A 23,221-nucleotide genomic window follows, 5' to 3' on the forward strand; every position below is an offset into this window, starting at 1 on the left:
ATGAAAACACTTTATTTAGTAAGACACGCAAAATCTAGTTGGAAATTTGATGTTATTGATCATGAAAGACCTTTAAATGAAAGAGGTCTTTCTGATGCACCTAAGGTTGCTTCTCATGTTGCATCGGTCATGCAGAAACCAGATGTAATTATGTCTAGTGATGCCTTAAGAGCAAGAACTACAGCTGTTTTTTTTGCACAAGCCTATAATATCTCAGATACAGCTATTATTCTCAATCATAAAATGTATGATTTTGCGGGAATGGATTTAGTTGAGGTGATAAAAGCGTGTGATGATGCATATAATCATGTGATGATGTTCGGGCACAATAATGCAATAACAAACTTTGTGAATACATACGGAAGTAAACAAGTAGATAATGTTCCCACTGCTGGATTTACAGCATTAGAATTTTCTATAGACTCTTGGAAAGATTTAAAACCAGGAAAAACGATCTATAGTAAAACTCCAAAAGAATTAAGATAGATGACATCAACAGATGAAAATAGATATATTAACCGAGAATTAAGCTGGTTACAATTTAACGCTCGAGTGCTTCAAGAAGCAGCAGATGAAACAGTACCGCTCATAGAACGGTTTCGATTTTTAGGTATTTTTTCTAATAATCTTGATGAGTTTTTTAGAGTACGGTATGCTACTGTACGTAGGATTGTAGATGCAGGAAAGAGAGGAAGAAAGGCTTTAGGTGTATACTCTGCAGAGGAGCTTTTAGAGAAAATTACAGAGATAGTCATTAACCAACAAACAGAAAGTCTCAAAATATTAGATGATATCTATCTAAAGCTACAAGAGGAAAACATCTATATGGTTGACGAAACTACTGTAGTGCTTGATGAACATAAAGATTTCATAAAAACCTTCTTTGCAGAGCAAGTTGCCTTAGCGGTAGAAACAATAATCCTACGTGAGGATGTATCATTACCGCGTATTCAAGATCTAGATGCGTACTTAATGGTAAAAATGGTTTTGAAAGATTCTGAAAAACCACTGTATGCTTTACTTGAAATACCAAGTAGTGTAGATCGTTTTATAGTATTACCAAAAGTAGATGGTAAGAACTACATTATGATTCTAGATGACTTGATACGATATAACCTAGATACAATCTTCAATATATTTGACTATTCGAGTATTACTGCACATATGATTAAGATTACGCGAGATGCAGAGCTGGATATTGAGTCAGATTTAGGAAAAAGTTTTTTAGAGAAATTAACCAGAAGTGTCAAAGGTAGGGAAGATGGCGAGCCAGTACGTTTTGTTTATGATAAAACTATTGAGAAAAAAACACTTGATTTTTTACTTAAAAAATTAGGTATAGAACGAATAGATAGTATTATTCCAGGTGGAAAATACCACAATCGTAAGGATTATATGAATTTCCCTACATTAGGGCGTAAAGAACTCTATTATGAAAATGTAAAGCCACTTCCCATATCTGGGATATCATTAGAAGACAGTCTGTTTTCTAAGGTAGCTCAAAAAGACTTTTTGCAATACACGCCTTATCAAAGCTTTTCATACACTATAAAATTTTTAAGAGAGGCAGCATTAGACCCCAAAGTAAGATCTATAAAAATTACTATATATCGTCTGGCTAAGATTTCTAGTATCGCTAGCGCACTTATTAATGCGGCACAAAATGGTAAGGAAGTTACAGTTCAAATAGAATTGCGTGCTCGATTTGATGAAGAATCTAATATGCGCTATGCAAAAAAGATGCAAAATGAAGGTGTACGTTTAATTTTTGGAGTTCCTGGTCTAAAAGTACACAGTAAAGTGTGTGTTATAGAAAGAGAAGAAGATGATAAAATAAAAAGATACGGGTTTATAAGTACGGGAAATTTTAACCACTCTACAGCAAGAATATATACCGATTACACACTATTTACAGCAGATAAAGAAATCCTCAAAGATCTTAGTAAACTTTTTAATTTCTTTGATGCAAATTATGTAGTTAATAAATATAAGCACCTCGTAGTCTCCCCACATTATTCTCGTGATAAAATGTACAAGCTTATCACGGAGCAAATGATTATTTCAAGAAGTGGGGGAAATGGACTTATAAGACTCAAGCTCAATAGTATTTCAAATTATCAAATCATAGATAAATTATATGAAGCCAGTGCTGCTGGAGTAAAAATACAAATGATAGTGCGGGGGGTATGTTGCTTGATCCCTGGTGTAAAGGGTTTAAGTGAAAACATTGAGGTCATAAGTATAATAGATAAGTTTTTAGAACATCCACGGGTGTATATTTTTGGAGAAGAAGGAACAGAGAAAGTATTTATATCATCTTCAGACTGGATGAGTCGTAATCTAGATAGCCGTGTTGAAGTATCTGTGCCTATTTATGATAAAGATGTAAAACAAGAGATTATCGACACACATACCATCTCTTGGAACGATAATGTAAAGGCTCGTATATTAAATAAAAGCATGGATAATCGTTATAAGAGAGATGATAATCCTAAAGTAAGATCTCAATTTGCTGCATACGATTACTATGTTGAGAAATTAAAAAAATCTTAGTTTATGCTTTCCATTACAAAGTATGCAGCTATAGATATAGGGTCTAATGCTATTCGTTTGCTTATAGCAAATGTAATAGAACAACCAGGGTATCCGACACTTTTCCGAAAAAATGCATTAGTACGAGTACCTATTCGATTGGGAGAAGATGTATTTATCAATGGTGAAATATCAGAAGTAAATCAAGGAAGAATGATAGATGCCATGAAAGCCTTTAGATTATTAATGAATGCACATCAGGTGGTAAAATATCGCGCTTGTGCTACAAGCGCAATGCGAGATGCTTCAAATGGTTTTGCTTTCGCAAAAGCTGTAAAAAAAGAAACCAGTATCGCAATCGATATTATTGATGGAGTAGAAGAAGCAGCAATTATAGCAACTACAGACTTAAAAACATTTATAAAGGAAGATCGTACTTATTTATATGTTGATGTAGGTGGCGGAAGCACAGAGCTTACCATATATCACATGGGTAAAATAGTAGCGTCGAAGTCTTTCAAAATAGGTACTGTGAGATTATTAAATGATCTTGTCGCCTCAGAAGATTGGGATCTTTTTAAAAAATGGATTGTAGAACATACATTGGTCTATCCTCACATAGATCTTATAGGTTCTGGAGGAAATATAAATAAAGTATTTAAGTTAAGTTCTAAAAAGCCAGGTAAGACACTATCCTTTTTGTATCTCACCCAATTATATAAAGAGCTTAATGAGATGAGTTATGAAGAACGTATTGTTAAGTTGTCATTGAATCCAGACCGTGCAGATGTAATTATACCTGCCATTAGGATTTATTTACAAGCGATGAAAACATCTAAGGGAAAGCAAATTATTGTCCCTAAAATAGGGTTGTCAGACGGAATAATTAGACGCTTATATCAAGTAACTAGTTAGATTATATAGTAAACATTTAGTATTTCTGTAGGTCAATGTTTTAATGAAAGAACAATTAAAAGGTTACTTGTTGTAAATTACAAGTGTTATTCTATAAATTCAACTATTATTATATAAGATGTTTTTAAATTTATTTAAAAATTTTGATCAATATTATTTAATTATTTAGTTATGAGGGGATTATTATTATGTACACTTCTTTTTTCTGTTGTGTGTTCTACACAGTTATGTGCTCAAGGAGTAAGATTTGGTTTTAAAATGGGAGCTAATTATAGTCAAATTAGCGGTTATGAGTATGAAGTTTTAAATAAAATGGGAGAAGCTGCTATAGAACCATTTAGTTCAGTAGATGATGGAAGATTTGGTCTTACTGCAGCATTTTTTGCAGATATAGACCTGTCTAATAAATTCAGTTTTCAACCAGAATTTGTTTTTTCTCCTCAAGGTAATAAATTTGAGGGTGTACGTTATGATTATTTGCAGATACCATTAGGTTTTAAAATAGATTTTAATAACTTCTATGTGATAGCAGGGCCTCAAGCAGGTTTAAAAATATCTTTCTCAGACCAATCAGAAAATTTCAAGTCTTTAGATTTTTCTGCATTTGGGAGTTTAGGCTATTATTTTAATGAGAGTATATTTATAGAGGCTAGATTCACAAAAGGATTTCTTGAGGTTTTTGAAGATAACTCAGAAGTGGTATTGCCTTATATTGAAGAGGGTGTAGGTAATGGTAATCAATCAAATACAGATAATTATTTGATTAATAATACTGGTACAAATCAATATATCACATTAAGTTTAGGCTATAGGTTGCAATAATTGCAACGTACTATGATGGGTATATTATAAATTAAGTTAGAACGTATTCTTTCATTTAACCATTATTAGATTTAGATCGCTTTCGCGAAAGCATAAAACTCCCTAGTATATTTAATTAAAATAAGTTCTAATAATTAACAAAAGCAACACTCTGGCAGGCGGCAATTGCTGCTGTTTCTGTGCGCAGTCTGGTATTGCCTAATGTGATAGGTTGGATCCCTTTTTGTAACGTATAGCTAATTTCATCAATAGAAAAATCACCTTCTGGTCCTATCAAAATTGTATATGATGTATGAGGCTTAATGAAGTCTTTAATCGATTTTTTTTCGGTCTCCTCACAATGCGCAATTAACGAATTCTTGCTATTTAAACCATCAACAAACGTTCTAAAAGAAGTCAGACTATTTAAGACTGGTAAATGATAATGAAGTGATTGTTTCATAGCACTTTGAAGGATCTTACGATATCTATCTTCTTTTATAACCTTACGCTCACTATGATCACAAAGTATAGGAGTAATTTCTGAAATACCAATCTCCGTAGCTTTTTCAAGAAACCATTCAAAACGATCGTGAAGCTTTGTGGGAGCTACTGCTAGGTGTAAGCTATAATCACGTGGTTGTTGATACGTATGAGAAATTAATGTAAGCTTACACTTATTGGGGTTTGTATCCTCAACAATAGCTTCAAATAGAAACCCGTTACCGTTTGTGAGATGAATAATATCTCCTTCTGATTTACGTAAAACACGTATAACATGTTTACTTTCATCCTTAGGTAATGTATAAGATGTACTCTTAGTTGTAAGTGAGTCGCTATAAAATAGTTGCATACTTAAATTTTTAAACGCGATTGAGCTCCCGTTTCAGTATTTTGATAACGTGTAGTCTCACTAAGAAGTTGGTATTTTAAGTATCCTACAATACCTATCATTGCTGCATTGTCTGTAGTGTATTCAAATTTTGGTAAATATGTTTGCCAGCCATAAGAAGATTGACTGTTTTTTAATGCTTCTCTAATACCACTATTTGCAGATACACCTCCACCTATAGCAATTTGAGAGATATCCGTTTGTAGAACTGCCTTTTTAATCTTTTTCATTAAAATAGTAACAATCGTATGTTGTATGGACGCGCAAATGTCTTCAAGATTTTCCTCCACAAACTTTGGATTATTCTCAACTTCCTTTTGAATAAAGTACATAATTTGTGTTTTCAATCCGCTGAAACTGAAATTCAGCTCTGGTACATTAGGTATCGTAAAAGGGAAGGCTTTAGGGTTACCAGTTGTTGCATATTTATCAATTAAGGGGCCTCCTGGATAGGGAAGTCCTAATAATTTTGCGCTTTTATCATAAGCCTCACCTACCGCATCATCTATGGTCTCTCCTATAACTTGCATTTCAAAGTAGTTATTTACTTTTACAATTTGCGTGTGACCTCCAGAAATTGTCACTCCAAGAAAAGGAAAACTAGGTTTTGTATACCCTTCTTCGTCTATAAAATGTGCTAATATATGGGCTTGCATATGGTTGACATCAATAAGAGGAATATTTAATCCCATTGCAAAAGATTTTGCAAAGGAGGTACCTACAAGTAAAGAACCTAAAAGACCCGGACCACTAGTATAAGCTACCGCACTTAGTTGTTTTTTATCGATATTTGCCTTGCGTAAAGCAGCGGTAACTACAGGAACAATATTTTGTTGATGTGCACGGGAAGCAAGTTCTGGAACAACCCCTCCATATTCTTGATGAATCTCTTGGTTTGCAACAACATTTGAGAGTACCTTGTCGTTGAGTAAGACCGCAGCTGCAGTATCATCACAGGATGATTCTATAGCGAGAATATAACATTTATTTAAATCAGTATCCATTAGGCACAACCATTGCAATAAGCCTACAAAGTTAAAACATTAAGCCTTATCAAGAAATTTAAAAAAATAGCATTGCGTACACTATTGGTGTTAGTGTTGCTTTTTGGGTTTTTGCTTATTATTTTATCTATACCAAGTGTTCAAACGAGCATTGCAAAAAATGCGACTAAACGTATTAACGCAACTTATGGTACAGATATACAATTAGAGAAAGTGGGACTAAAATGGAATGGAGATGTTCTCATCAAAGGAACACTTATAAAAGACCATAAAAAAGACACAATGATATACGCTCGTGAGCTCGCTACGAGTGTTTTTAGTATTCGCAATATTTTAAATGGTACTTTAGAGCTAGGAGATGTAGCACTTGATGGAGTTTCTTTCTATCTAGTAAAATATAAAGGGGATACTTCAGATAATCTTTCAATTTTCTCTCGGAAATTCTCTACAGGAAGAAAACGTACTAAAGATGTAGTCATATCATCTGATGAGATTACAATCAACAATGGTCATTTTACATACACTAGTGAAACTCTTGATACTCCATTAGCTTTGGATTATAGAAATTTAGAAACTAAATGGGAAGACTTTTATTTAAAAAACGAAACTTTAGATGCACACATACAAGAATTAACCTTTGATGCTGTACGCGGATACCAAGTAAGATCTGTTGATGGACTTTTTCATTATGATCCAGATTTGATCTCTTTAACAGACTTTATTTTAACTACAGATTATTCTGAAATTGAGGGCACCATTACAATGGACACCTCAGACGGCGCATTAGATGACTTTAATACATTGGTTGAGGTAGAGGCCGCTTTCGCGAAAGCAAATGTATCTTCAAATGATATTCGTCCATTCTATGATAAAATAGGTCCCAATTTGAATTTTAATTTAACTGGGAACGTTAAGGGATCATTGAATAACTTTAGAGTGCCCAATCTTGCTATAAATGGATTAGGTAATTCTAGAGTAAGAGGCGATGTGCGTTTTCAAGGACTTGTGAAGGGTGGTGATATTGAAATAGAGGGAAGTTTTAGTAGGCTACAAACCAATTACTTTGACCTCAAAAATCTGCTACCAGAGGTGCTAAGTTCCTTACCTCCAGAAATGGCAAAATTAGGTACTATTTCCTATCGAGGCATTAATTATATTACACAAAATGAAATTGATGTTGATGGATATTTCCAAACAGATATTGGAGAAGCAAAAGTTGATCTCTTTTTGTCAAGCTTGAAAAATGTGGTAGACGCAGGTTATAGGGGTAACATCCAGCTTACTGATTTTAATGTGGGCAGACTTTTTAATAATAGAAAATTAGGAATTACCTCTCTTGATTTAGATATTGAAGGAAGTGGTTTTATACAAGATAGGCTCAATACAAAACTATCTGGAACTATCTCAAAAATTATTTACAACAATTATAATTATAGAGACATAACGGTTTTTGGAAATTTAAAAGCACCTGTATTTGACGGTGAGATAATTTTAGAAGATTCAAATGCAAAGGGAAAAATAACTGGGCTTATCGATATATCTGATGCCATTAATAGCTTTGACGTAGAAGCTCAGCTAGACTACGTTGACCTTTCAGTCTTAGGTTTTATAAAAGACAATGTAGCTATACTTAAAGGGAATGTGGTTGTTGATTTAAAGGGAACGACAATTAATGATGCTTTCGGAAGAATTTCCTTTCAAGACGGTAGTTATCAAAACGATACTAGAACATATTCATTTAAAGATTTTGCAATAACATCTAGCTTTGATTCTAAAAATGTAAGAACTATAAGTATCAATTCCTCAGATATCATTAATGGAGAACTGAGTGGTATTTTTAAATTTAATGAGGTAGTTCCACTTTTTAAAAATGCTATTGGCAGTTTATATACAAACTATCAACCAGAGATTCTTACAAAGGATCAATTTATGGATTTCGATTTTACGATAAACAATAAGATAATCGAAGTTTTTATTCCAGATGTACAGTTTGAACCAGAAACCATTATTAGAGGAAGTGTTGTTTCAAATGATTCTCAATTTAAACTTACTTTCAAATCACCACAAATAAATGCTTTTGGTTACATGGCTCAGGCTATAGAAGTGAGAGTAGATAATAAGAACCCACTTTTTAATACCTATATAGCTGCAGATAGTTTGAATGCTGGATTTTATGCAGTGTCAGATTTTAACTTGATTAATGTGACCCTAAAAGATACTTTATTTATGAGGTCAGAATTTAAGGGAGGAAAACGCAATGATGACGCTTATGATCTTTCTTTATATCATACAATTAATGAAGATGGTAATTCTGTTCTAGGTTTTAAAAAATCTCAGATTATTTTTAAGAATAGCCCTTGGTATATTAATGAGGATAATGACGCTAAAAACAATGTCATTTTTGACAATAACTTTAAAGACATTGATATACAAACATTAGTTTTAAGTCATAAAGATGAGCGTATAGATTTAAGAGGTACTTTAAGAGATAGTACATATAAAGACATAAAAGCTTCTTTTAAAAATGTAGACTTAGGCAAAGTAACACCTGAGATTGATAGTATCAATTTAGGGGGGCGCATAAATGGAGAGTTAGATATACTTCAAAAAAACGGGGCCTATTTTCCTGAATCTTCTCTGACAGTAGGTAATTTTTCTATTAATGAAACTGTTTTAGGTGACCTTGACTTTAATGCAAAAGGTAATGCTACACTCTCGCAATATGAGATAGAGTCTAAACTTGTAAGGAAAGGTATAGAATCACTTACTGCAGACGGGATGATTGATGCTTCTGGAAGTTACCCTATTATTAATATGGAAGTAGGTCTTAAGGATATTGACTTAAGCCCATTTAATCCTTTAGGCAAAGGTGTAATTGATAATATTAGAGGTTTTGCTAGTGGTGAAGCTTTGGTCAGTGGAGATTATAGAAATCCAGATATAAATGGACAATTAGCTCTTGAAAATGCAGGCTTAAGTATTCCCTACCTAAATGTTAATTATGATTTTAAAGGGAGCTCTATTGTGCAACTCAGTAAACAAGAATTTATATTTGAGCGTATCCAACTAGAGGATGTAAAATATAAAACACTTGGAACTTTAAACGGTACAATAAGCCATAAATCATTTAAAGAATGGAAACTTGATCTTGATGTGAGTACAGAAAGACTTCTTGTCTTAGATACCGAAGAAGAGCTAGAGTCTCTTTATTATGGAACTGCTTATTTAGAAGGAGAAGCTTTTATTAAAGGACCTACAGATAATCTAGTTATTGATGTATTTGGAGAAACTGCACGTGGTACTGTATTTAAGATACCTTTGAATGACAGTGAATCTCTAGGCGATAACTCTTATATTAAGTTTTTAAGCCCAGAAGAAAAAGAAGCAAAAATTAATGGAGAAGCTGTGCTGGCAGAGTCAATTAAGGGGTTGTCAGTAAATTTTGACTTAGATATTGATCCAGATGCAGAGGTCGAGGTGGTTGTAGATAAAGTAAATGGAAGCACCTTAAAAGGAAAGGGAGTAGGAACGCTACTTATACAATTAGATACTAATGGAAAGTTCATTATGAACGGGGATTTTATTGCCACTCAAGGAGTCTTCAATTTCAGATATGGTGGATTTGTTACAAAAGATTTTATCTTACAGCAAGACGGTAACATACGCTGGGACGGAGATCCAGCAAAAGCATTACTAGATGTGAGTGCCATCTATCGAACTCAAGCAAATCCGTCTACTTTATTAGAAACTTCTACGGTAAACCGTAAGATTCCGGTTGATGTCATTATTAATGTTACTGGTCAACTTTTAAAACCAGATATTCAATTTGATATAGAGTTTCCTGGAGCGGGTAGTACAGTTACCTCAGAATTAGAATTTTTACTGCAAGATCGTAATGCAAAGGAGCTCAATGCAATTTCCTTGGTATCTCAAGGAGCTTTTTTAAGTACTGCAAGAGTAAATACAGCCACTGCAGCTGTAAATAACCTTTTAGAAACTACCTCGAGTATATTATCTGGAATACTGTTTAATGATGATGATAGTATTTTTGATGTAGGTGTAGATTTGGTTCAGGCAGAGAGGGATCCTACTGCAAATATTCAATCGGCAGGTAGAGTTGGGTTTACCTTATCTACACAAATCACAAATAGAGTATTAATCAATGGCAAAGTAGGGGTGCCTACAGGGGGTATTAGTGAAAGCGTGATTGTAGGGGATGTAGAAATTGATTTTCTACTCAATGAGGATGGTACGCTTAGAGCAAAAGTATTTAACCGTCAGACAGACATACAATTTATAGGAGAGACAGAAGGTTATACACAAGGAATAGGTCTTTCTTACGCAGTAGACTTTAATACTTTTAAAGAATTACTTCGAAAAATCTTTAAGGGTAAAGCAAGAGAGGCTGTTGAACAGGCTAGAGGAGAAAATGACGTCCCTAAAATTGCTCCAGATGGTGTTCAGTTCAATTAATTACCTCTAAACAGCAAACGATTATATTTTAACCATTATCTATTATAACAGAATAGCGTTTTGAGATTGCGTTATGCTTTCGCGAAAGCGCAGGTTTTTAATTTTTCCACAATCAGAATCAAGAAAACTAAAAACTTTTCAACCGAAAACGTTTGAAATTCACAATGCTTCAAAAAACAATGTGATTCCTTGATATTTCCAGCCTAAGTTTGGTAAATTTAGTTTCGATTACTTATTTATGGCTAATAATATTAAGAAAATTGCAGTAATGACATCTGGAGGAGATTCTCCAGGAATGAATGCTGCGGTAAGATCTGTAGTACGTACATGTGCATATCATAAGATTCAGTGTCTAGGGATTTACAGAGGATATGAGGGAATGATGGATGGTGATTTTGTGGAGCTTGATGCAAGAAGTGTACGAGGGATCATCAATAAGGGAGGTACATTTCTTAAATCTGCACGTAGTAATCGCTTTCGTACTGAGGAGGGGCGGAAGATAGCACACAGTAAGCTTACGCAAGCAGGTGTTGATGCACTCGTGGTCATAGGAGGAGATGGCACATTCACTGGAGCACTTTGCTTCAATGCAGAGTTTAAGTTTCCAGTCATAGGTATTCCTGGAACTATAGATAATGATATATCTGGTACGGACCGTACACTAGGTTACGATACAGCACTTAATACTGCTGTGGAAGCAATCGATAAAATTCGAGATACTGCCCACTCACATGACCGACTTTTTTTTGTTGAAGTAATGGGTCGAGATGTAGGGCATATTGCACTACATGCTGGTGTAGGGGCAGGAGCAGAGGAGATTTTAATTCCAGAAGAAGACATGGGTATAGAACGTCTTGTTGAGTCCCTAGAACGCTCAAAAACGAGTGGAAAAACTTCCAGTATTGTCGTTGTAGCAGAAGGCGACAAAATAGGTAAGTCAGTTTTTGAGCTCAAAGATTATGTAGATGAAAATTTAGAAGAATATGATGTTCGCGTGTCAGTATTAGGACATATGCAACGTGGAGGCTCCCCCAGTTGTTATGATAGGGTATTAGCTAGTCGTATGGGAGTAAAAGCAGTAGAATCTTTGCTAGCTGGTAAAAGTAACTATATGGTAGGGACCATACACGATAAGATGTCTCTCACTCCACTTAGAGAAGCTATAAAAGGAAAGAGTAAAATTAATAAAGAATTAATCCGTGTGTCAGAAATCATGACCACATAATTAAATAGAGGTAAGATGGCAAATTTGAAATTAGGAATTAATGGTTTTGGACGTATAGGGCGTATTGTATTTAGAGCAACTGTAAAGCGAGCTAATGTAGATGTTGTTGCTATAAATGATTTGTTAGATGTAGAGCATCTTGCATATTTATTAAAGTATGATTCAGTACACGGCCGCTTTGATGGAACTGTAGAGGTAGAGGACGGACATTTAGTAGTAGATGGTAAGAAAATTAGAATTACCTCAGAAAAAGATCCTAAAAACCTTAAGTGGGATGATGTTGGAGCAGATGTAGTAGCAGAATGTACAGGTATTTTTACGACATTAGACACAGCAGATTATCACCTACAAGCAGGTGCAAAAAAGGTGGTAATTTCGGCACCCTCTAAGGATGCACCTATGTTTGTGATGGGTGTAAATGATAGCAAACTCACTGCAGACCATACTATTGTTTCTAATGCTTCTTGTACTACAAATTGTCTTGCGCCATTAGCAAAGGTTGTTGAAGATAATTGGGGTCTTGAAGAAGGCCTGATGACAACAATTCACGCCACTACAGCCACTCAGTTAACGGTAGATGGCCCTTCGAAAAAAGATTACCGTGCTGGACGTAGCGCTTTAGTTAATATCATTCCCGCCTCAACAGGAGCCGCAAAAGCAGTGGGTAAAGTATTGCCAGCGGTAGATGGTAAATTAACAGGTATGGCGTTCAGAGTGCCTACAGTAGATGTTTCTGTAGTAGACTTGACTGTTCGTACTCAAAGAGAGACAAGCTTAGAGGAAATTAAAGCTGCTTTTAAAAAGACTTCAGAGACTTCAATGAAAGGTATTTTAGGTTACACAGAAGAGGGTGTCGTATCTCAAGATTTTGTGAGTGATGACCGAACAAGCATTTTCGATGCAGGTGCATCTATTGAGCTTAATTCAAAGTTTTTCAAACTAGTATCATGGTATGATAATGAATTTGGGTATTCAAATAAGCTAGTGGATTTAGCAGAAAAAGTTAATTCTTTATAATAGAAGAGAGACGCTTTTGCAAAAAATTTAGCCGTACCTGTTGGAGAATGGTTATTAAATTTTTGCGAAAGCAACTTCTTTACTACAATTTTTAAACTTATGATCTTAGTAGTAGATAGCGGATCTACCAAGACGGATTGGATTGCCCTTTCTGATGATGGTAAACATCTCTTCCAAACGCAAACCTTGGGTCTCAATCCTCAGGTTTTATCCCAAGAAATCATACGAGAACGTATTGTAAATAATTTTGATTTATCAAAACACAGTTCAGAAGTTAGTGGACTTTATTTTTATGGTGCTGGTTGTGGAGTTGAAAAGCCTCGATCACTTATAAAAGAAGTTTTTGAAGAGGTGTTTTCTAATGCACAAGAAGTTACTATAAAAGAAGACACTTATGCAGCCTTGTATGCTACTGCCATAAAAGGGCGTAAAAGTGTAATTTGTATATTGGGTACAGGTTCAAATTGTAGTTACTTTAACGGAGAAATACTAGAGCAAAAAGTAAAATCCTTAGGCTATATAATTATGGATGATGCAAGTGGTAATTACTTTGGTCGCCAACTCATACGTGATTATAAATTTGGGAAAATTCCACAAATCTTAGCACAAAAATTTGAGACTGAATACGATTTGAGTTCTGAGAATATTAAAAATCAATTATATAAACACCCTAATCCCAATACGTACTTAGCAACCTTTGCTCGCTTTCTTATTGAAAATAAAGATGAGCCTTATATGCAAAAGCTTATTAGAAAGGGTTTAACACTTTTTATAGAGCATCAAGTGGTAATGCAGTTTCCTAATGCAAAAGAAATACCCATTCACTTTGTAGGTTCTATAGGATTTTATTTGCAAAAAGAACTTAAAGAAGTTTTATCATCTTTTGAACTTACATCTGGCACTATCTTAAAAAGACCTATTGATGGCCTTGTGAAATATCACAGAGAATTTATTATATCAAAATAGCCTGATTAATTATAAGTAATTTAAAAGCCACACTATTGAGTGTGGCTTTATGTTTTTTTGAAGTAGTCTATAATTTACTATTCTATAATTCCTCCACAAGCTATTCTTGCTCCAGCAGCTCCACTAGGTTGTGAAGTAAAATCATCAACGCCTTGGTGTACGATAATGGCCTTTCCTAAAATATTCTTAGTTACATCCTCGCAACCTATACACCATTCATCGGTAGACATAGTAATCGTTCCGTTTCCGTTTTCGTCAGCTTCAAAATTACCGATGTCTCCTTTATGAAAACCAGATGTAGCATTCCACTTTCCATGAGGTTGAGCAGTAGGATTCCAGTGCCCTCCAGTAGATTTCCCATCTTCACTAGAACAATCTGCATTTTCATGTATGTGTATAGCGTGTGTTCCTTCAGAAAGACCACCTAAAACAGCAGTCATCTTTACCATACCATCTTCTTCCTTAAAGACAACACTTCCAGATGCATTACTATTACTTTTTGAAGTTAATTTAAGTGCAGCTTTTCGGTCCATTTGAACTTCTTCCACAACTTCAATAACTTCAACGTCTTCTTTAGTTTCAACTTCTTTTTTATCATTTTTACAACTTCCTAAGCTTATCGTTGCAATTATCGCTAAGGCTAGATAATTCGTTTTCATAATTTATTGTTTTTTTGGTTAGTACTTATTATTAGGTCTAAGATAAAAACCTTATTATAAAATGAAGGCTTCTTTATGAAAGCTTTATATAAATAAGTATGTAACTTACTTGATATACAATGCTTGTTTATCGAACTACATAATTTTTGTTAAACAACTTTATCAGTTTCTGACAGCTTGAGGCCGTAAGAAAATAATGTACGCTTTCGCGAAAGCATGATTGGAAAATTTGTTTTAATGGCTATTAAAAGCACTTAGTATTCAGCTAAATAAGCTTTGTAAAGATTTGTGTCTGAGTAATTAATGTTTTATGAACTGGGCATTTATCGGAAATTTCCAGAATACGTTCCAGCTGTTTTTCATTAAGTGCAGAAGTGATCTTTATTTCTCTCGTGAAGGTATCAATTTTTGCCATTTGATCTCCATCACAATTATCACAATCCCGGGCGTGACTTCTATTGTAGCTAGTATGTACTTCTACATTTTCAATCTCCCAGCCTTTACGTTTTGCGTACATCTGGATGGTCATGGCAGTACATGAGGCCAAACTTCCAGCGAGAAGTTCGTAAGGTGTAGGGCCGTAATCATTACCACCTACACGAACAGGCTCATCTGCTTTCAAGTAATGATTACCTAATTTTAGTTGAGTAGAAAAACTATCCTCATGATCTAAACTAGCAACTACTTGATGCGTAGATTTTATATTTTGTTCTATAGGAGTGTTGATATATCGCGCAGCCCAGCCAGCGACTACTTTTCCTACATAAGCAGCACTTTCTTTGTTTATTAGAAGATGCTCAGTCCCATCTAGTGTTACGAAGCTTTTAGGATGATGTGCTGCATGATAGATTTCTTCGGCATTTTTAATTGAAACGGTTGCATCTTGAGGAGAATGGAAAATAAGTAATGCTTTATGTAAATTAGAAACAGCCTCAACACAGGAGCTTTCTCTCAAATCATCTATAAACTGTTTTTTAAATGTAAAATTTCTTCCTGCCAGCCTCACATTTGCCTTACCGTCTTCTTTTATAATCTCAAGACTTTCACCTAGTTGTTTTTGAACATGCTGTGGGTTGCTAGGTGCACCTATAGTTGCAATAGCTTTTACAGTCTCAATTTCGCTACCAGCAAAAATTACTGCCGCACCTCCTAGCGAGTGCCCTACGAGTAGGGAAGGAGCTTTATAGTGTGTAGATAGGAATGAAGCAGCCGAAATAAGATCTTTAACATTGCTTGAAAAGTTAGTATCTGCAAAATCCCCGTCACTATCTCCAAGCCCTGTAAAGTCAAATCTGAGTACTCCAAAACCTTCAGAAGCAAGAGCTCTGCTCACATTGCGTACTGCACTAAAATCTTTAGTACATGTAAAACAATGTGCAAAAATGGCAAAATTGTGAGGATCCTGATCTGCTGGGAGGTCTAATCTACCAGAAAGTACTTCTCCTTTGGCATTTGTAAAATTTATTTTACTAGATCTCATAATTGTTATTTATTAAAAGGACTTTTTTGAAAGTAATTAATTTTGACAAAGACTAAACTTTAGAATACCTATTATTTAAGGCTTAGTTTGTGTTACACATAGATAATTACGCTTTCGCGAAAGCGTAATAAAACAAAAAAAAGTAGCTATCAAAAGGTTATACCTTTTTCTATGTAGTATTTTATTTCTTTTTTAGATCTGTCTTTACAAACAAACCTACTTGAAAACGATCATAAGTATCTACAGAAAAATCATTTTTTAAATAACCTACCTGTAGACTTAGTTGCGGGTTGAAGGTGTATCCTAAAGCTCCATACAATCGATTCTGACCAAAAAACTCATTTTGCAAGTTTATAAAGACTTCATCATAAGCAGTGATGAACCAGGTCTTGCTAAGTGGATACGTGACTCGTAAAAAATAACGAGCTCTGTGCAATGTTGATTTTCCAGCAGCTGGGTTGTCTACAAAACGCTGTTCTAATCTGTATCTGTGACTAAAATTAAATTTCCCAAGATTATTTTTGAGGACAAATTGCTCATAAATTCTGTTTTCTGTACTATTTTTTTCATCCTGCGGTTCTTCAAAAGTTCCATCTGTGGTGATATGTCCATAGCCAAATGATACCATTGCTTTCTCCGAGATATGGTAATTTAACGCTGTACGTAATAATAACTGATTGAAATTGTCACCAAACTCATAAGTTCTATATTGTGCTTCTGCATGGATACTCAATTTCTCAGAAATTTGATTCTGAGTAAATAACATAGCCCAAGACCCAAGCTTGTCTTCTCCGCGATTTTGTGCACTTATACTTAAAGTTATACCTAATATAATAAATGTAATATACTTTCTTAAAAACATAAAGCTAGTCTATTGAGAAGGATTTAATTTCTTTAAAAGGGCTAATTTTTAGGGCTTTAAGTTTTGCCTCAAAAGGATTCCATTGTTCGCTAAAGAACGCATTGGTTTTTTCTAGCGCAGTCTGAAGCTCTTTTTTTGCGTGCATAATGAGTGTTGTTTCAGTACTTGTTAGCCCATTAGGTCTGCTTTGGGCATAGCTGCTAGCAGATCGAATGCGATTCATGACAGTTACCTCTGGATTACGAGTAATCCCTTGACGTTTATCCTCTTTGCCTAAATAAAGTGCTATTACTGTGTCTATTTCCTTGGTAATCTCTTTTATAGATTTAAGCTCCTCCTTGTAATTTTCGTCATCATCAAGTTTCTTTATCATTTTCTTATAATCTGAAGCTAATTCTTTACTTTGTACAAGCTGCTTTACAGCATTTGCGGCAGTTTGGGTAAACTCTTGCAATTTCTTACCAGCGCTGTAAGAATCATCGATGGCTTTTTGAGAAGTTTTGAAACGAGGATCACTTTTTACTGTGATAGTAGACTCACTTGTCTGGTCTCCGTAGTGCATCACTAATTTGTAAGTACCTGGTTTTACAGATACGCCACCTGGTTCATTTTTACGTTTTCTAATTGTGCGTGAAGGTCTTTCTCCTCCAGCTTCTCTTAAGTACCACGTAGTCTTATAAATTCCAGTGCTATCAGGAGTATTCCACTTGAGGTGACGTATTTCACGAGCTCCATCATAAATTTTTAAGTGTAGAGAATCCCATTTTGGTAAGTCTTCATTCATAGCTGATACTTCTTCATCATTGTCAGTTTCATCTTCTGTAATATCGTCCTCAGATGATTCCTTTTTTTTCTCTTCTTCATGCTTTGTAAAGAAGTAAGAGATACGTGCGCCTCCCTTTCTGTTCTCGCCACTATAAATAGCATCTCCTGGGAAACGACTTCCTGTGGGCTGTTGGTATGCAGCATCGTAAGCGGTAGGAGGATTGAAAAGTTTTAGCTTTCGCGAAAGCGTATTTTGCTCCCTTGCAATTTCTCTAAGAGGCCTTATATCATCAAGAATCCAAGCCGCTCTTCCAAAAGTACCTATTACTAAATCGTGCTCTCTAGGGTGAATGACCAGGTCTTTTACAGAAGTAGTAGGAAAGCCTTTAGTCCATTTTTGCCAATCTTTACCGGCATTGATAGAAACATATAATCCATCATCTGTACCTAAAAATAGTAAATTAGATTCTTCTGGATCTTCAATTATGGATAAGGCATAACTCTTAACATCATTGTTATCTACAATACGTGACCAAGATGCACCGTAGTCTGTAGTACGATATGCATAAGGAGTATAATTATACCTCCTGTAATCATTTGCTACCAGTAGGGCTTCTCCTTTATTTTTTACACTTGCTTTAATTTGAACTATCCAGCTTCCAGCAGGGAGGTCTTTCAAATTTGCAGAGACATCTGTATATGACTCTCCTCCATTTTGAGTAATATGTACACGCCCATCATCTGTACCTACCCAAAACATGTTTTTTTCTACAGGTGAAGGTTCAATTACTAAAATTGTAGTATGATTCTCTGCTCCAGTAGCGTCCATTGTAAGACCGCCAGACTCAGATTGTTTTTGTTTCTCAGGGTCATTAGTAGTAAGGTCTGGAGATATTACGTCCCAAGTTAAACCTTTATCTGTAGACTTATGTACAAACTGACTCCCAAAGTAAATCGTGTTTGAGTCAAAAGGGTCAATATTAATAGCAGAATTCCAGTTGAAGCGTAAGAAGACTTCTGGATCTGGATGTGTAGGTTTTACACCATAATTATTACCCGTCTTCCAATCGTAACGACTTACAAACCCTTGCTGGCTCATACTCCAACCATACTGACTATTGTCTGGATCTGGAACTACATCAAATCCATCACCAAATGAGATTTCTTGCCAGTAATCATTACGTATCCCTTGAGTTTTCCAGACATATGCAGGTCCTCTCCAGGAGCCATTATCTTGCATGCCGCCATACACATTATATGGAAATTCATTATCTACATTTATATGATAAAATTGAGCTACTGGAAGATTACCTATAAATCTCCAAGTCTTGCCTCCATCTTTAGTGATGTTAAGTCCGCCATCATTACCGTCCATCATAAATTTACCATTGGTTGGGTGAATCCACCATGCATGATGATCCGGGTGAACACCGTTATCTACACCATAGGCTCCCATTAATTGCTCAAAGTTTTTCCCTCCATCTTCAGATTTATTAACGTAGGTAAAAACAGAATACACTCTATTTTCATTTTCTGGATCTACATGGATATCACTATAATAGAATGGACGATTACCTATGTCGCTTTTTTCGTTGATTTTTTTCCAATTAAAACCACCGTCTTCAGATTTATAGAGGGCATTCTTTTTTGCTTCAACTAAAGCGTAAATGATATTTGGAGATTCAGGAGCTATAGCAATTCCTATGCGACCCAGATTGCCTTTAGGCAAGCCATCTTGATCATCTAGTTTCTTCCAAGTTTTTCCGCCATCATGTGTAATTTGCAAACTAGAGCCTTCCCCTCCAGATTTAAAAAACCACGGATCTCTTTTGTGTTCCCACATGGCAACCAAAAGTTTGTTTGGATTTGTAGGATCCATTACCATATCTGCTACTCCAGTTTTATTATTCTCAAATAAAATCTTATTCCAGGTCACACCACCATCTGTGGTTTTAAATACTCCACGTTCTGGATGTTCGCCCCAAGGAGATCCTAAAGCACCCACATAAACAACGTCAGGATTTGTTGGATCAATAATTACACGGTGAATATGCCTTGTTTTTTCTAAACCCATGGATTTCCATGACTTACCACCATCTAGAGATTTGTATATGCCATAACCTCCATTGAGTGAGTTGCGAGGGTTCCCTTCACCAGTACCTACCCAAATCACAGAAGGATTAGATTGTTGAATAGCTACTGCGCCAATAGATGCTGTTACTTCATTCTCAAAAATAGGATTCCATTTTATACCTCCAGAAGTAGACTTCCATAACCCACCAGATGCTGTACCCACATACATTATATCAGGGTTTTCTGTCACCACATCTATAGCCGTAACCCTTCCAGACATCCCGCCAGGACCTATGTTACGAGGAGACATATCTTTTAGTAACGACATATCTAGTTTTTGAGAAAATGAAGAAGCGCTAAGGCATAAACAGAGTAGTATTAGTAGTTGTTTCATTAGATATTTTTAAAGAGAATTATTCAAAGACTAAAGTTATATAAATGAGCTCGTCTATTTCTTAAAGGGATGTTAACACCGCGCTGATGTTAGAAAAAGAATTAAAAAAAATCCCATTCAAAATGAATGGGATTTTTAAAATATATATTTAATCTATTTTATAGATTATTCTGCTTATTTTGAAATTTCATTTCTTGCATTTCAAATATCTTCATAATACGCTCACGTATTTTTGCTCTATCTTCGGCATTTTCTACTTCATCTAAAGCATCTTTAAAATTTTCGATTGCATCTTCCATGTCATCAACTGCGTTATCTATCTCATCAGACGCATCTTCTAGATCATCAGATCTTTCTTCCATCATATCTGACTTGTTTTCTAATTGTTCTTCAAGTTTTTCTCCTGCAGTCTGCTCATTACAAGAAATAAATGTAAGACTTATTAAGGCGAAAAAAAATACTGAGGTAATTGTTTGTCTCATAATAATAATAGGGTTTTAGTTTTAAGATTGTATTAAAGAATAGAGCTCTAGTCATAAAACATCATTCTTAATATCAAATTTATTCAGCATAAAATTCAATGTTTTAATTTGATATCTAGTTGAATATTATAAAATTAACTAAGGTTTAAGACATTATACGCTTGTTGTTTAATCTTTTGTAGATACTTTTGAACAAAACAAAAACTAATTGTTATGAAAAAGATTTATTTAATGATAACAGGAGCAGCTCTTATGCTAGCATCTTGTAATGAGAATGTAAAAGAAAAAGAAGTTGCAATTGAGACAGAAACCATTGCTCAAGCAGAGATTGTTGAAGAAGAACCGGTGCAATCAAACACTATCGTAGATGTTGCTGTGGGAAATGAAAATTTTTCTACACTTGTAACTGCTGTTAAAGCAGCTGGATTAGCACAAACACTAGGTAGTACTGGTCCCTTTACGGTATTTGCTCCCACTAACGATGCTTTTGATAAATTACCAGAAGGAACAGTAGCAACTTTGATAGCACCAGAAAATAAAGCTAAACTTACAGATATATTAACGTACCATGTGGTATCTGGAAAGTATATGGCTTCTGATGTAGTAGCTGGAATCAAGAAAAACAATGGAAAATTTACCACAAATACGGTAATGGGAGAGCCGATTACATTGATGATGGATGGTGCCAATGTTGTAATTAAAGATGCAAAAGGTGGAAAATCAGTAATAATAATGAAAGATGTATCAGCAAGTAATGGTGTTATACATGCCATTGACAGTGTCATTATGCCTAAGAGTTAGAATTTCTTAGTATTATTTTAGATGAAAAAAGAGTTCTCTATCGGGAACTCTTTTTTTTGTAACATCAAGTATTCTTAAAAACAGCCAATTAACAAAAGCTTAGATTCACATTAAAACAGGCTTAACAGACTTCATTATATCTTTACTATTATGAAAAAGATACTACTTACCGCAACACTTATAAGTACATTATTAAGCTGTACCACAAAAGAATCTAGAGATACTACTAAATTAATTGCAATGGCAGATTATCGTATGGAAGTTCCCTCGGCACCATCGCAAATAGGTTTTGAAAATATACTAACATCAAATGTAAACTTTCAATATATTTCAGATCAAACCAACACGCTTTCAGATTTAAAAAGCTTGCCCAGAAATATAAATTATACGATGCTTGCTCCAATGGATTACGCTTTCGCGAAAGCGGAAGATTCAGATTCCTTTAAATTAGAAAACTATATCATACAAGGAACATGGACACGTCGGGATATAGATGAAGCTTTATTGTTAAAGCCATCAATGAAAGTGAAAACTTTAAGTGGGGTAGAGTTAACATTTAGAAAGAACGACAATAAATTGTATGTTTCAAATGACGATCGTGAAATTCAACTCATTTTTACTGATCTTGAAACAAAATCAAATACGTTACATGTGATATCAGAATTATGGTAATCACAAATAAATTATAAAAGAAAGCACCTGTTTCTTAGGTGCTTTTTTTTTGGACTTTTAGTCCGTATTTTTATGAAGCTATGAGAAAAACACAAGATCGGAGCGGGTTTGTCTTTAAAACCTATGATGCTCCAGAACAATCTATTTTTGATAAATTACTAGATATCTTTCAAGAACTAATTACCCACACTTCTGGAGACTTTGATGAAGCTATGGACTGGCTCAAAGAACTAGATAAAGAATATAAGTTAACTACAGAAGAGTATACGCTTGATGATTTTGTGGAAGAGCTTAAGGAGAAGGGGTATATCCGGGAAGAATTAAAACCTGATGGAAATCAAGGAACAGCGATAACAGAAAAAACAGAAAGAGCAATACGTAAGAGGGCACTAGATCAAATTTTTGGGAAACTTAAGAAAAGCACACAGGGCAACCACAGGTCGAAGCAAAGTGGTCGCGGTGATGAACACACTGGAGATTATAGAGCATATCGTTTTGGGGACCCTTTAGAACGCATCTCAATGACTGAAAGTTTACGTAATGCACAAATTAATAATGGAGTAGGAGATTTTCATCTAAGTGAAAATGATCTTGTTGTAGAAGAAACGCACCATAAAGCTCAAATGAGCACTGTCTTAATGATAGATATATCTCACAGTATGATTTTGTATGGAGAGGATCGTATCACTCCAGCAAAAAAAGTAGCGATGGCGCTCGCTCAACTTATAACAACGAGATATCCTAAAGATTCGCTAGATATTATTGTATATGGAAACGATGCCTGGCCTATTAAAATTAAAGATTTACCCTATTTACAAGTAGGACCATACCATACCAATACGGTAGCAGGTTTAAATCTCGCAATGGATATTCTACGTAGAAAACGGAATTCTAACAAACAGATATTTAATATCACAGATGGCAAACCCTCGTGTTTAAAATTAAAAGATGGGAGGTATTACAAAAACCCAAATGGTCTTGATGAGTATATAGTAGGCAAATGCTATAGTATGGCGCGTCAAGCGCGAAAACTGCACATACCCATCACAACTTTCATGATTGCAAATGACCCTTATTTACAACAATTTGTAGATAATTTTACAGAGGCAAATCAAGGAAAAGCATTTTACACTGGATTACAAGGATTAGGGGAAATGATTTTTCAAGATTATGAGACAAATAGAAAAAAGAGAATACGATAAATAATA

18 protein-coding genes are annotated in these 23,221 nt (G+C 34.8%); 11 read left to right on the forward strand and 7 right to left on the reverse strand.

Translation table 11 applies throughout. The features are described 5' to 3' along the window. The 4 genes from OD90_RS01410 to OD90_RS01425 all read left to right on the forward strand — a co-directional run bounded on the left by OD90_RS01410 (nucleotide 1) and on the right by OD90_RS01425 (nucleotide 4,269). Nucleotides 1-486 (forward strand): SixA phosphatase family protein, encoded by a 486-nt coding sequence (locus OD90_RS01410; RefSeq protein ID WP_144665573.1) that lies wholly within the window; start codon nucleotides 1-3, stop codon nucleotides 484-486. Then, nucleotides 487-2,553 (forward strand): polyphosphate kinase 1, encoded by a 2,067-nt coding sequence (gene ppk1, locus OD90_RS01415; protein ID WP_144665575.1) that lies wholly within the window; start codon nucleotides 487-489, stop codon nucleotides 2,551-2,553. 3 nt (nucleotides 2,554-2,556) lie between these two features. Beyond that, nucleotides 2,557-3,447 carry a Ppx/GppA phosphatase family protein gene (locus tag OD90_RS01420; protein WP_144665577.1) on the forward strand — a complete coding sequence of 297 codons (891 nt, stop codon included), beginning with the start codon at nucleotides 2,557-2,559 and terminating at the stop codon, nucleotides 3,445-3,447. A gap of 171 nt (nucleotides 3,448-3,618) precedes the next feature. Further along, complete coding sequence (locus OD90_RS01425; protein WP_144665579.1) at nucleotides 3,619-4,269, forward strand: porin family protein; 651 nt, start codon at nucleotides 3,619-3,621, stop codon at nucleotides 4,267-4,269. Nucleotides 4,270-4,396: 127 nt separating this feature from the next. Here the strand turns inward: OD90_RS01425 and OD90_RS01430 are convergent, their stop codons facing one another. Together OD90_RS01430 and tsaD are read right to left on the reverse strand one after the other, a co-directional pair. Then, nucleotides 4,397-5,101, reverse strand: coding sequence for a 16S rRNA (uracil(1498)-N(3))-methyltransferase (locus tag OD90_RS01430; RefSeq protein WP_144665581.1), 705 nt, complete (start codon nucleotides 5,099-5,101; stop codon nucleotides 4,397-4,399). Nucleotides 5,102-5,103: 2 nt separating this feature from the next. Continuing rightward, the gene (gene tsaD, locus OD90_RS01435; protein ID WP_144665583.1) at nucleotides 5,104-6,144 is read right to left on the reverse strand and encodes a tRNA (adenosine(37)-N6)-threonylcarbamoyltransferase complex transferase subunit TsaD; all 1,041 of its coding nucleotides are present in this window, start codon (nucleotides 6,142-6,144) and stop codon (nucleotides 5,104-5,106) included. A gap of 72 nt (nucleotides 6,145-6,216) precedes the next feature. Here tsaD and OD90_RS01440 point away from each other — a divergent pair, with 72 nt between their 5' ends. From OD90_RS01440 to OD90_RS01455, 4 genes are all read left to right on the forward strand, one after another. Beyond that, complete coding sequence (locus tag OD90_RS01440) at nucleotides 6,217-10,617, forward strand: translocation/assembly module TamB (RefSeq protein WP_261374441.1); 4,401 nt, start codon at nucleotides 6,217-6,219, stop codon at nucleotides 10,615-10,617. A gap of 238 nt (nucleotides 10,618-10,855) precedes the next feature. Continuing rightward, entirely contained in the window at nucleotides 10,856-11,842 is a 987-nt protein-coding gene (gene pfkA, locus OD90_RS01445) for a 6-phosphofructokinase (protein ID WP_144665587.1), read from the forward strand. A gap of 15 nt (nucleotides 11,843-11,857) precedes the next feature. Beyond that, the gene (gene gap / locus OD90_RS01450; RefSeq protein ID WP_144665589.1) at nucleotides 11,858-12,859 is read left to right on the forward strand and encodes a type I glyceraldehyde-3-phosphate dehydrogenase; all 1,002 of its coding nucleotides are present in this window, start codon (nucleotides 11,858-11,860) and stop codon (nucleotides 12,857-12,859) included. A gap of 99 nt (nucleotides 12,860-12,958) precedes the next feature. After that, the gene (locus OD90_RS01455; protein WP_144665590.1) at nucleotides 12,959-13,825 is read left to right on the forward strand and encodes an N-acetylglucosamine kinase; all 867 of its coding nucleotides are present in this window, start codon (nucleotides 12,959-12,961) and stop codon (nucleotides 13,823-13,825) included. Between the two features lie 77 nt (nucleotides 13,826-13,902). Here OD90_RS01455 and OD90_RS01460 read toward each other — a convergent pair whose 3' ends face one another. From OD90_RS01460 to OD90_RS13085, 5 genes are all read right to left on the reverse strand, one after another. After that, nucleotides 13,903-14,484 (reverse strand): superoxide dismutase family protein, encoded by a 582-nt coding sequence (locus OD90_RS01460; RefSeq protein ID WP_144665592.1) that lies wholly within the window; start codon nucleotides 14,482-14,484, stop codon nucleotides 13,903-13,905. 265 nt (nucleotides 14,485-14,749) lie between these two features. Next, nucleotides 14,750-15,964, reverse strand: a complete 1,215-nt coding sequence (locus OD90_RS01465; RefSeq protein WP_144665594.1) for a bifunctional alpha/beta hydrolase/OsmC family protein — start codon at nucleotides 15,962-15,964, stop codon at nucleotides 14,750-14,752. A gap of 181 nt (nucleotides 15,965-16,145) precedes the next feature. Beyond that, a complete protein-coding gene (locus OD90_RS01470) occupies nucleotides 16,146-16,826 on the reverse strand; it encodes a DUF2490 domain-containing protein (protein ID WP_144665596.1) in 681 nt (226 codons plus the stop codon). 4 nt (nucleotides 16,827-16,830) lie between these two features. Beyond that, nucleotides 16,831-20,058, reverse strand: coding sequence for a WD40/YVTN/BNR-like repeat-containing protein (locus OD90_RS01475; protein WP_144665598.1), 3,228 nt, complete (start codon nucleotides 20,056-20,058; stop codon nucleotides 16,831-16,833). A gap of 158 nt (nucleotides 20,059-20,216) precedes the next feature. Beyond that, a complete protein-coding gene (locus OD90_RS13085; RefSeq protein ID WP_186434689.1) occupies nucleotides 20,217-20,540 on the reverse strand; it encodes a hypothetical protein in 324 nt (107 codons plus the stop codon). Between the two features lie 213 nt (nucleotides 20,541-20,753). Between OD90_RS13085 and OD90_RS01485 the strand changes: the two genes are divergently transcribed. The 3 genes from OD90_RS01485 to OD90_RS01495 all read left to right on the forward strand — a co-directional run bounded on the left by OD90_RS01485 (nucleotide 20,754) and on the right by OD90_RS01495 (nucleotide 23,215). Continuing rightward, nucleotides 20,754-21,341, forward strand: coding sequence for a fasciclin domain-containing protein (locus OD90_RS01485; RefSeq protein ID WP_144665600.1), 588 nt, complete (start codon nucleotides 20,754-20,756; stop codon nucleotides 21,339-21,341). Between the two features lie 150 nt (nucleotides 21,342-21,491). Then, a complete protein-coding gene (locus OD90_RS01490; protein WP_144665602.1) occupies nucleotides 21,492-22,013 on the forward strand; it encodes a fasciclin domain-containing protein in 522 nt (173 codons plus the stop codon). Nucleotides 22,014-22,093: 80 nt separating this feature from the next. Further along, nucleotides 22,094-23,215 (forward strand): vWA domain-containing protein, encoded by a 1,122-nt coding sequence (locus tag OD90_RS01495; protein ID WP_144665604.1) that lies wholly within the window; start codon nucleotides 22,094-22,096, stop codon nucleotides 23,213-23,215. Nucleotides 23,216-23,221 lie beyond the last annotated feature (6 nt).

Origin of the sequence: Dokdonia sp. Hel_I_53 (assembly GCF_007827465.1) — a bacterium.
Classification (GTDB): Bacteria; Bacteroidota; Bacteroidia; order Flavobacteriales; family Flavobacteriaceae; genus Dokdonia.

What these genes read in the sequence shown, in the direction of transcription:
- OD90_RS01490 (WP_144665602.1), top strand. Translation starts at nt 21,492, where the DNA reads ATGAAAAAGATACTACTTACCGCAACACTTATAAGTACATTATTAAGC.
- OD90_RS01470 (WP_144665596.1), bottom strand. Translation starts at nt 16,826, where the DNA reads ATGTTTTTAAGAAAGTATATTACATTTATTATATTAGGTATAACTTTA.
- gap (WP_144665589.1), top strand. Translation starts at nt 11,858, where the DNA reads ATGGCAAATTTGAAATTAGGAATTAATGGTTTTGGACGTATAGGGCGT.
- OD90_RS01495 (WP_144665604.1), top strand. Translation starts at nt 22,094, where the DNA reads ATGAGAAAAACACAAGATCGGAGCGGGTTTGTCTTTAAAACCTATGAT.
- OD90_RS13085 (WP_186434689.1), bottom strand. Translation starts at nt 20,540, where the DNA reads ATGAGACAAACAATTACCTCAGTATTTTTTTTCGCCTTAATAAGTCTT.
- OD90_RS01465 (WP_144665594.1), bottom strand. Translation starts at nt 15,964, where the DNA reads ATGAGATCTAGTAAAATAAATTTTACAAATGCCAAAGGAGAAGTACTT.
- ppk1 (WP_144665575.1), top strand. Translation starts at nt 487, where the DNA reads ATGACATCAACAGATGAAAATAGATATATTAACCGAGAATTAAGCTGG.
- tsaD (WP_144665583.1), bottom strand. Translation starts at nt 6,144, where the DNA reads ATGGATACTGATTTAAATAAATGTTATATTCTCGCTATAGAATCATCC.
- OD90_RS01420 (WP_144665577.1), top strand. Translation starts at nt 2,557, where the DNA reads ATGCTTTCCATTACAAAGTATGCAGCTATAGATATAGGGTCTAATGCT.
- OD90_RS01485 (WP_144665600.1), top strand. Translation starts at nt 20,754, where the DNA reads ATGAAAAAGATTTATTTAATGATAACAGGAGCAGCTCTTATGCTAGCA.
- OD90_RS01410 (WP_144665573.1), top strand. Translation starts at nt 1, where the DNA reads ATGAAAACACTTTATTTAGTAAGACACGCAAAATCTAGTTGGAAATTT.
- pfkA (WP_144665587.1), top strand. Translation starts at nt 10,856, where the DNA reads ATGGCTAATAATATTAAGAAAATTGCAGTAATGACATCTGGAGGAGAT.
- OD90_RS01475 (WP_144665598.1), bottom strand. Translation starts at nt 20,058, where the DNA reads ATGAAACAACTACTAATACTACTCTGTTTATGCCTTAGCGCTTCTTCA.
- OD90_RS01455 (WP_144665590.1), top strand. Translation starts at nt 12,959, where the DNA reads ATGATCTTAGTAGTAGATAGCGGATCTACCAAGACGGATTGGATTGCC.
- OD90_RS01460 (WP_144665592.1), bottom strand. Translation starts at nt 14,484, where the DNA reads ATGAAAACGAATTATCTAGCCTTAGCGATAATTGCAACGATAAGCTTA.
- OD90_RS01430 (WP_144665581.1), bottom strand. Translation starts at nt 5,101, where the DNA reads ATGCAACTATTTTATAGCGACTCACTTACAACTAAGAGTACATCTTAT.
- OD90_RS01425 (WP_144665579.1), top strand. Translation starts at nt 3,619, where the DNA reads ATGAGGGGATTATTATTATGTACACTTCTTTTTTCTGTTGTGTGTTCT.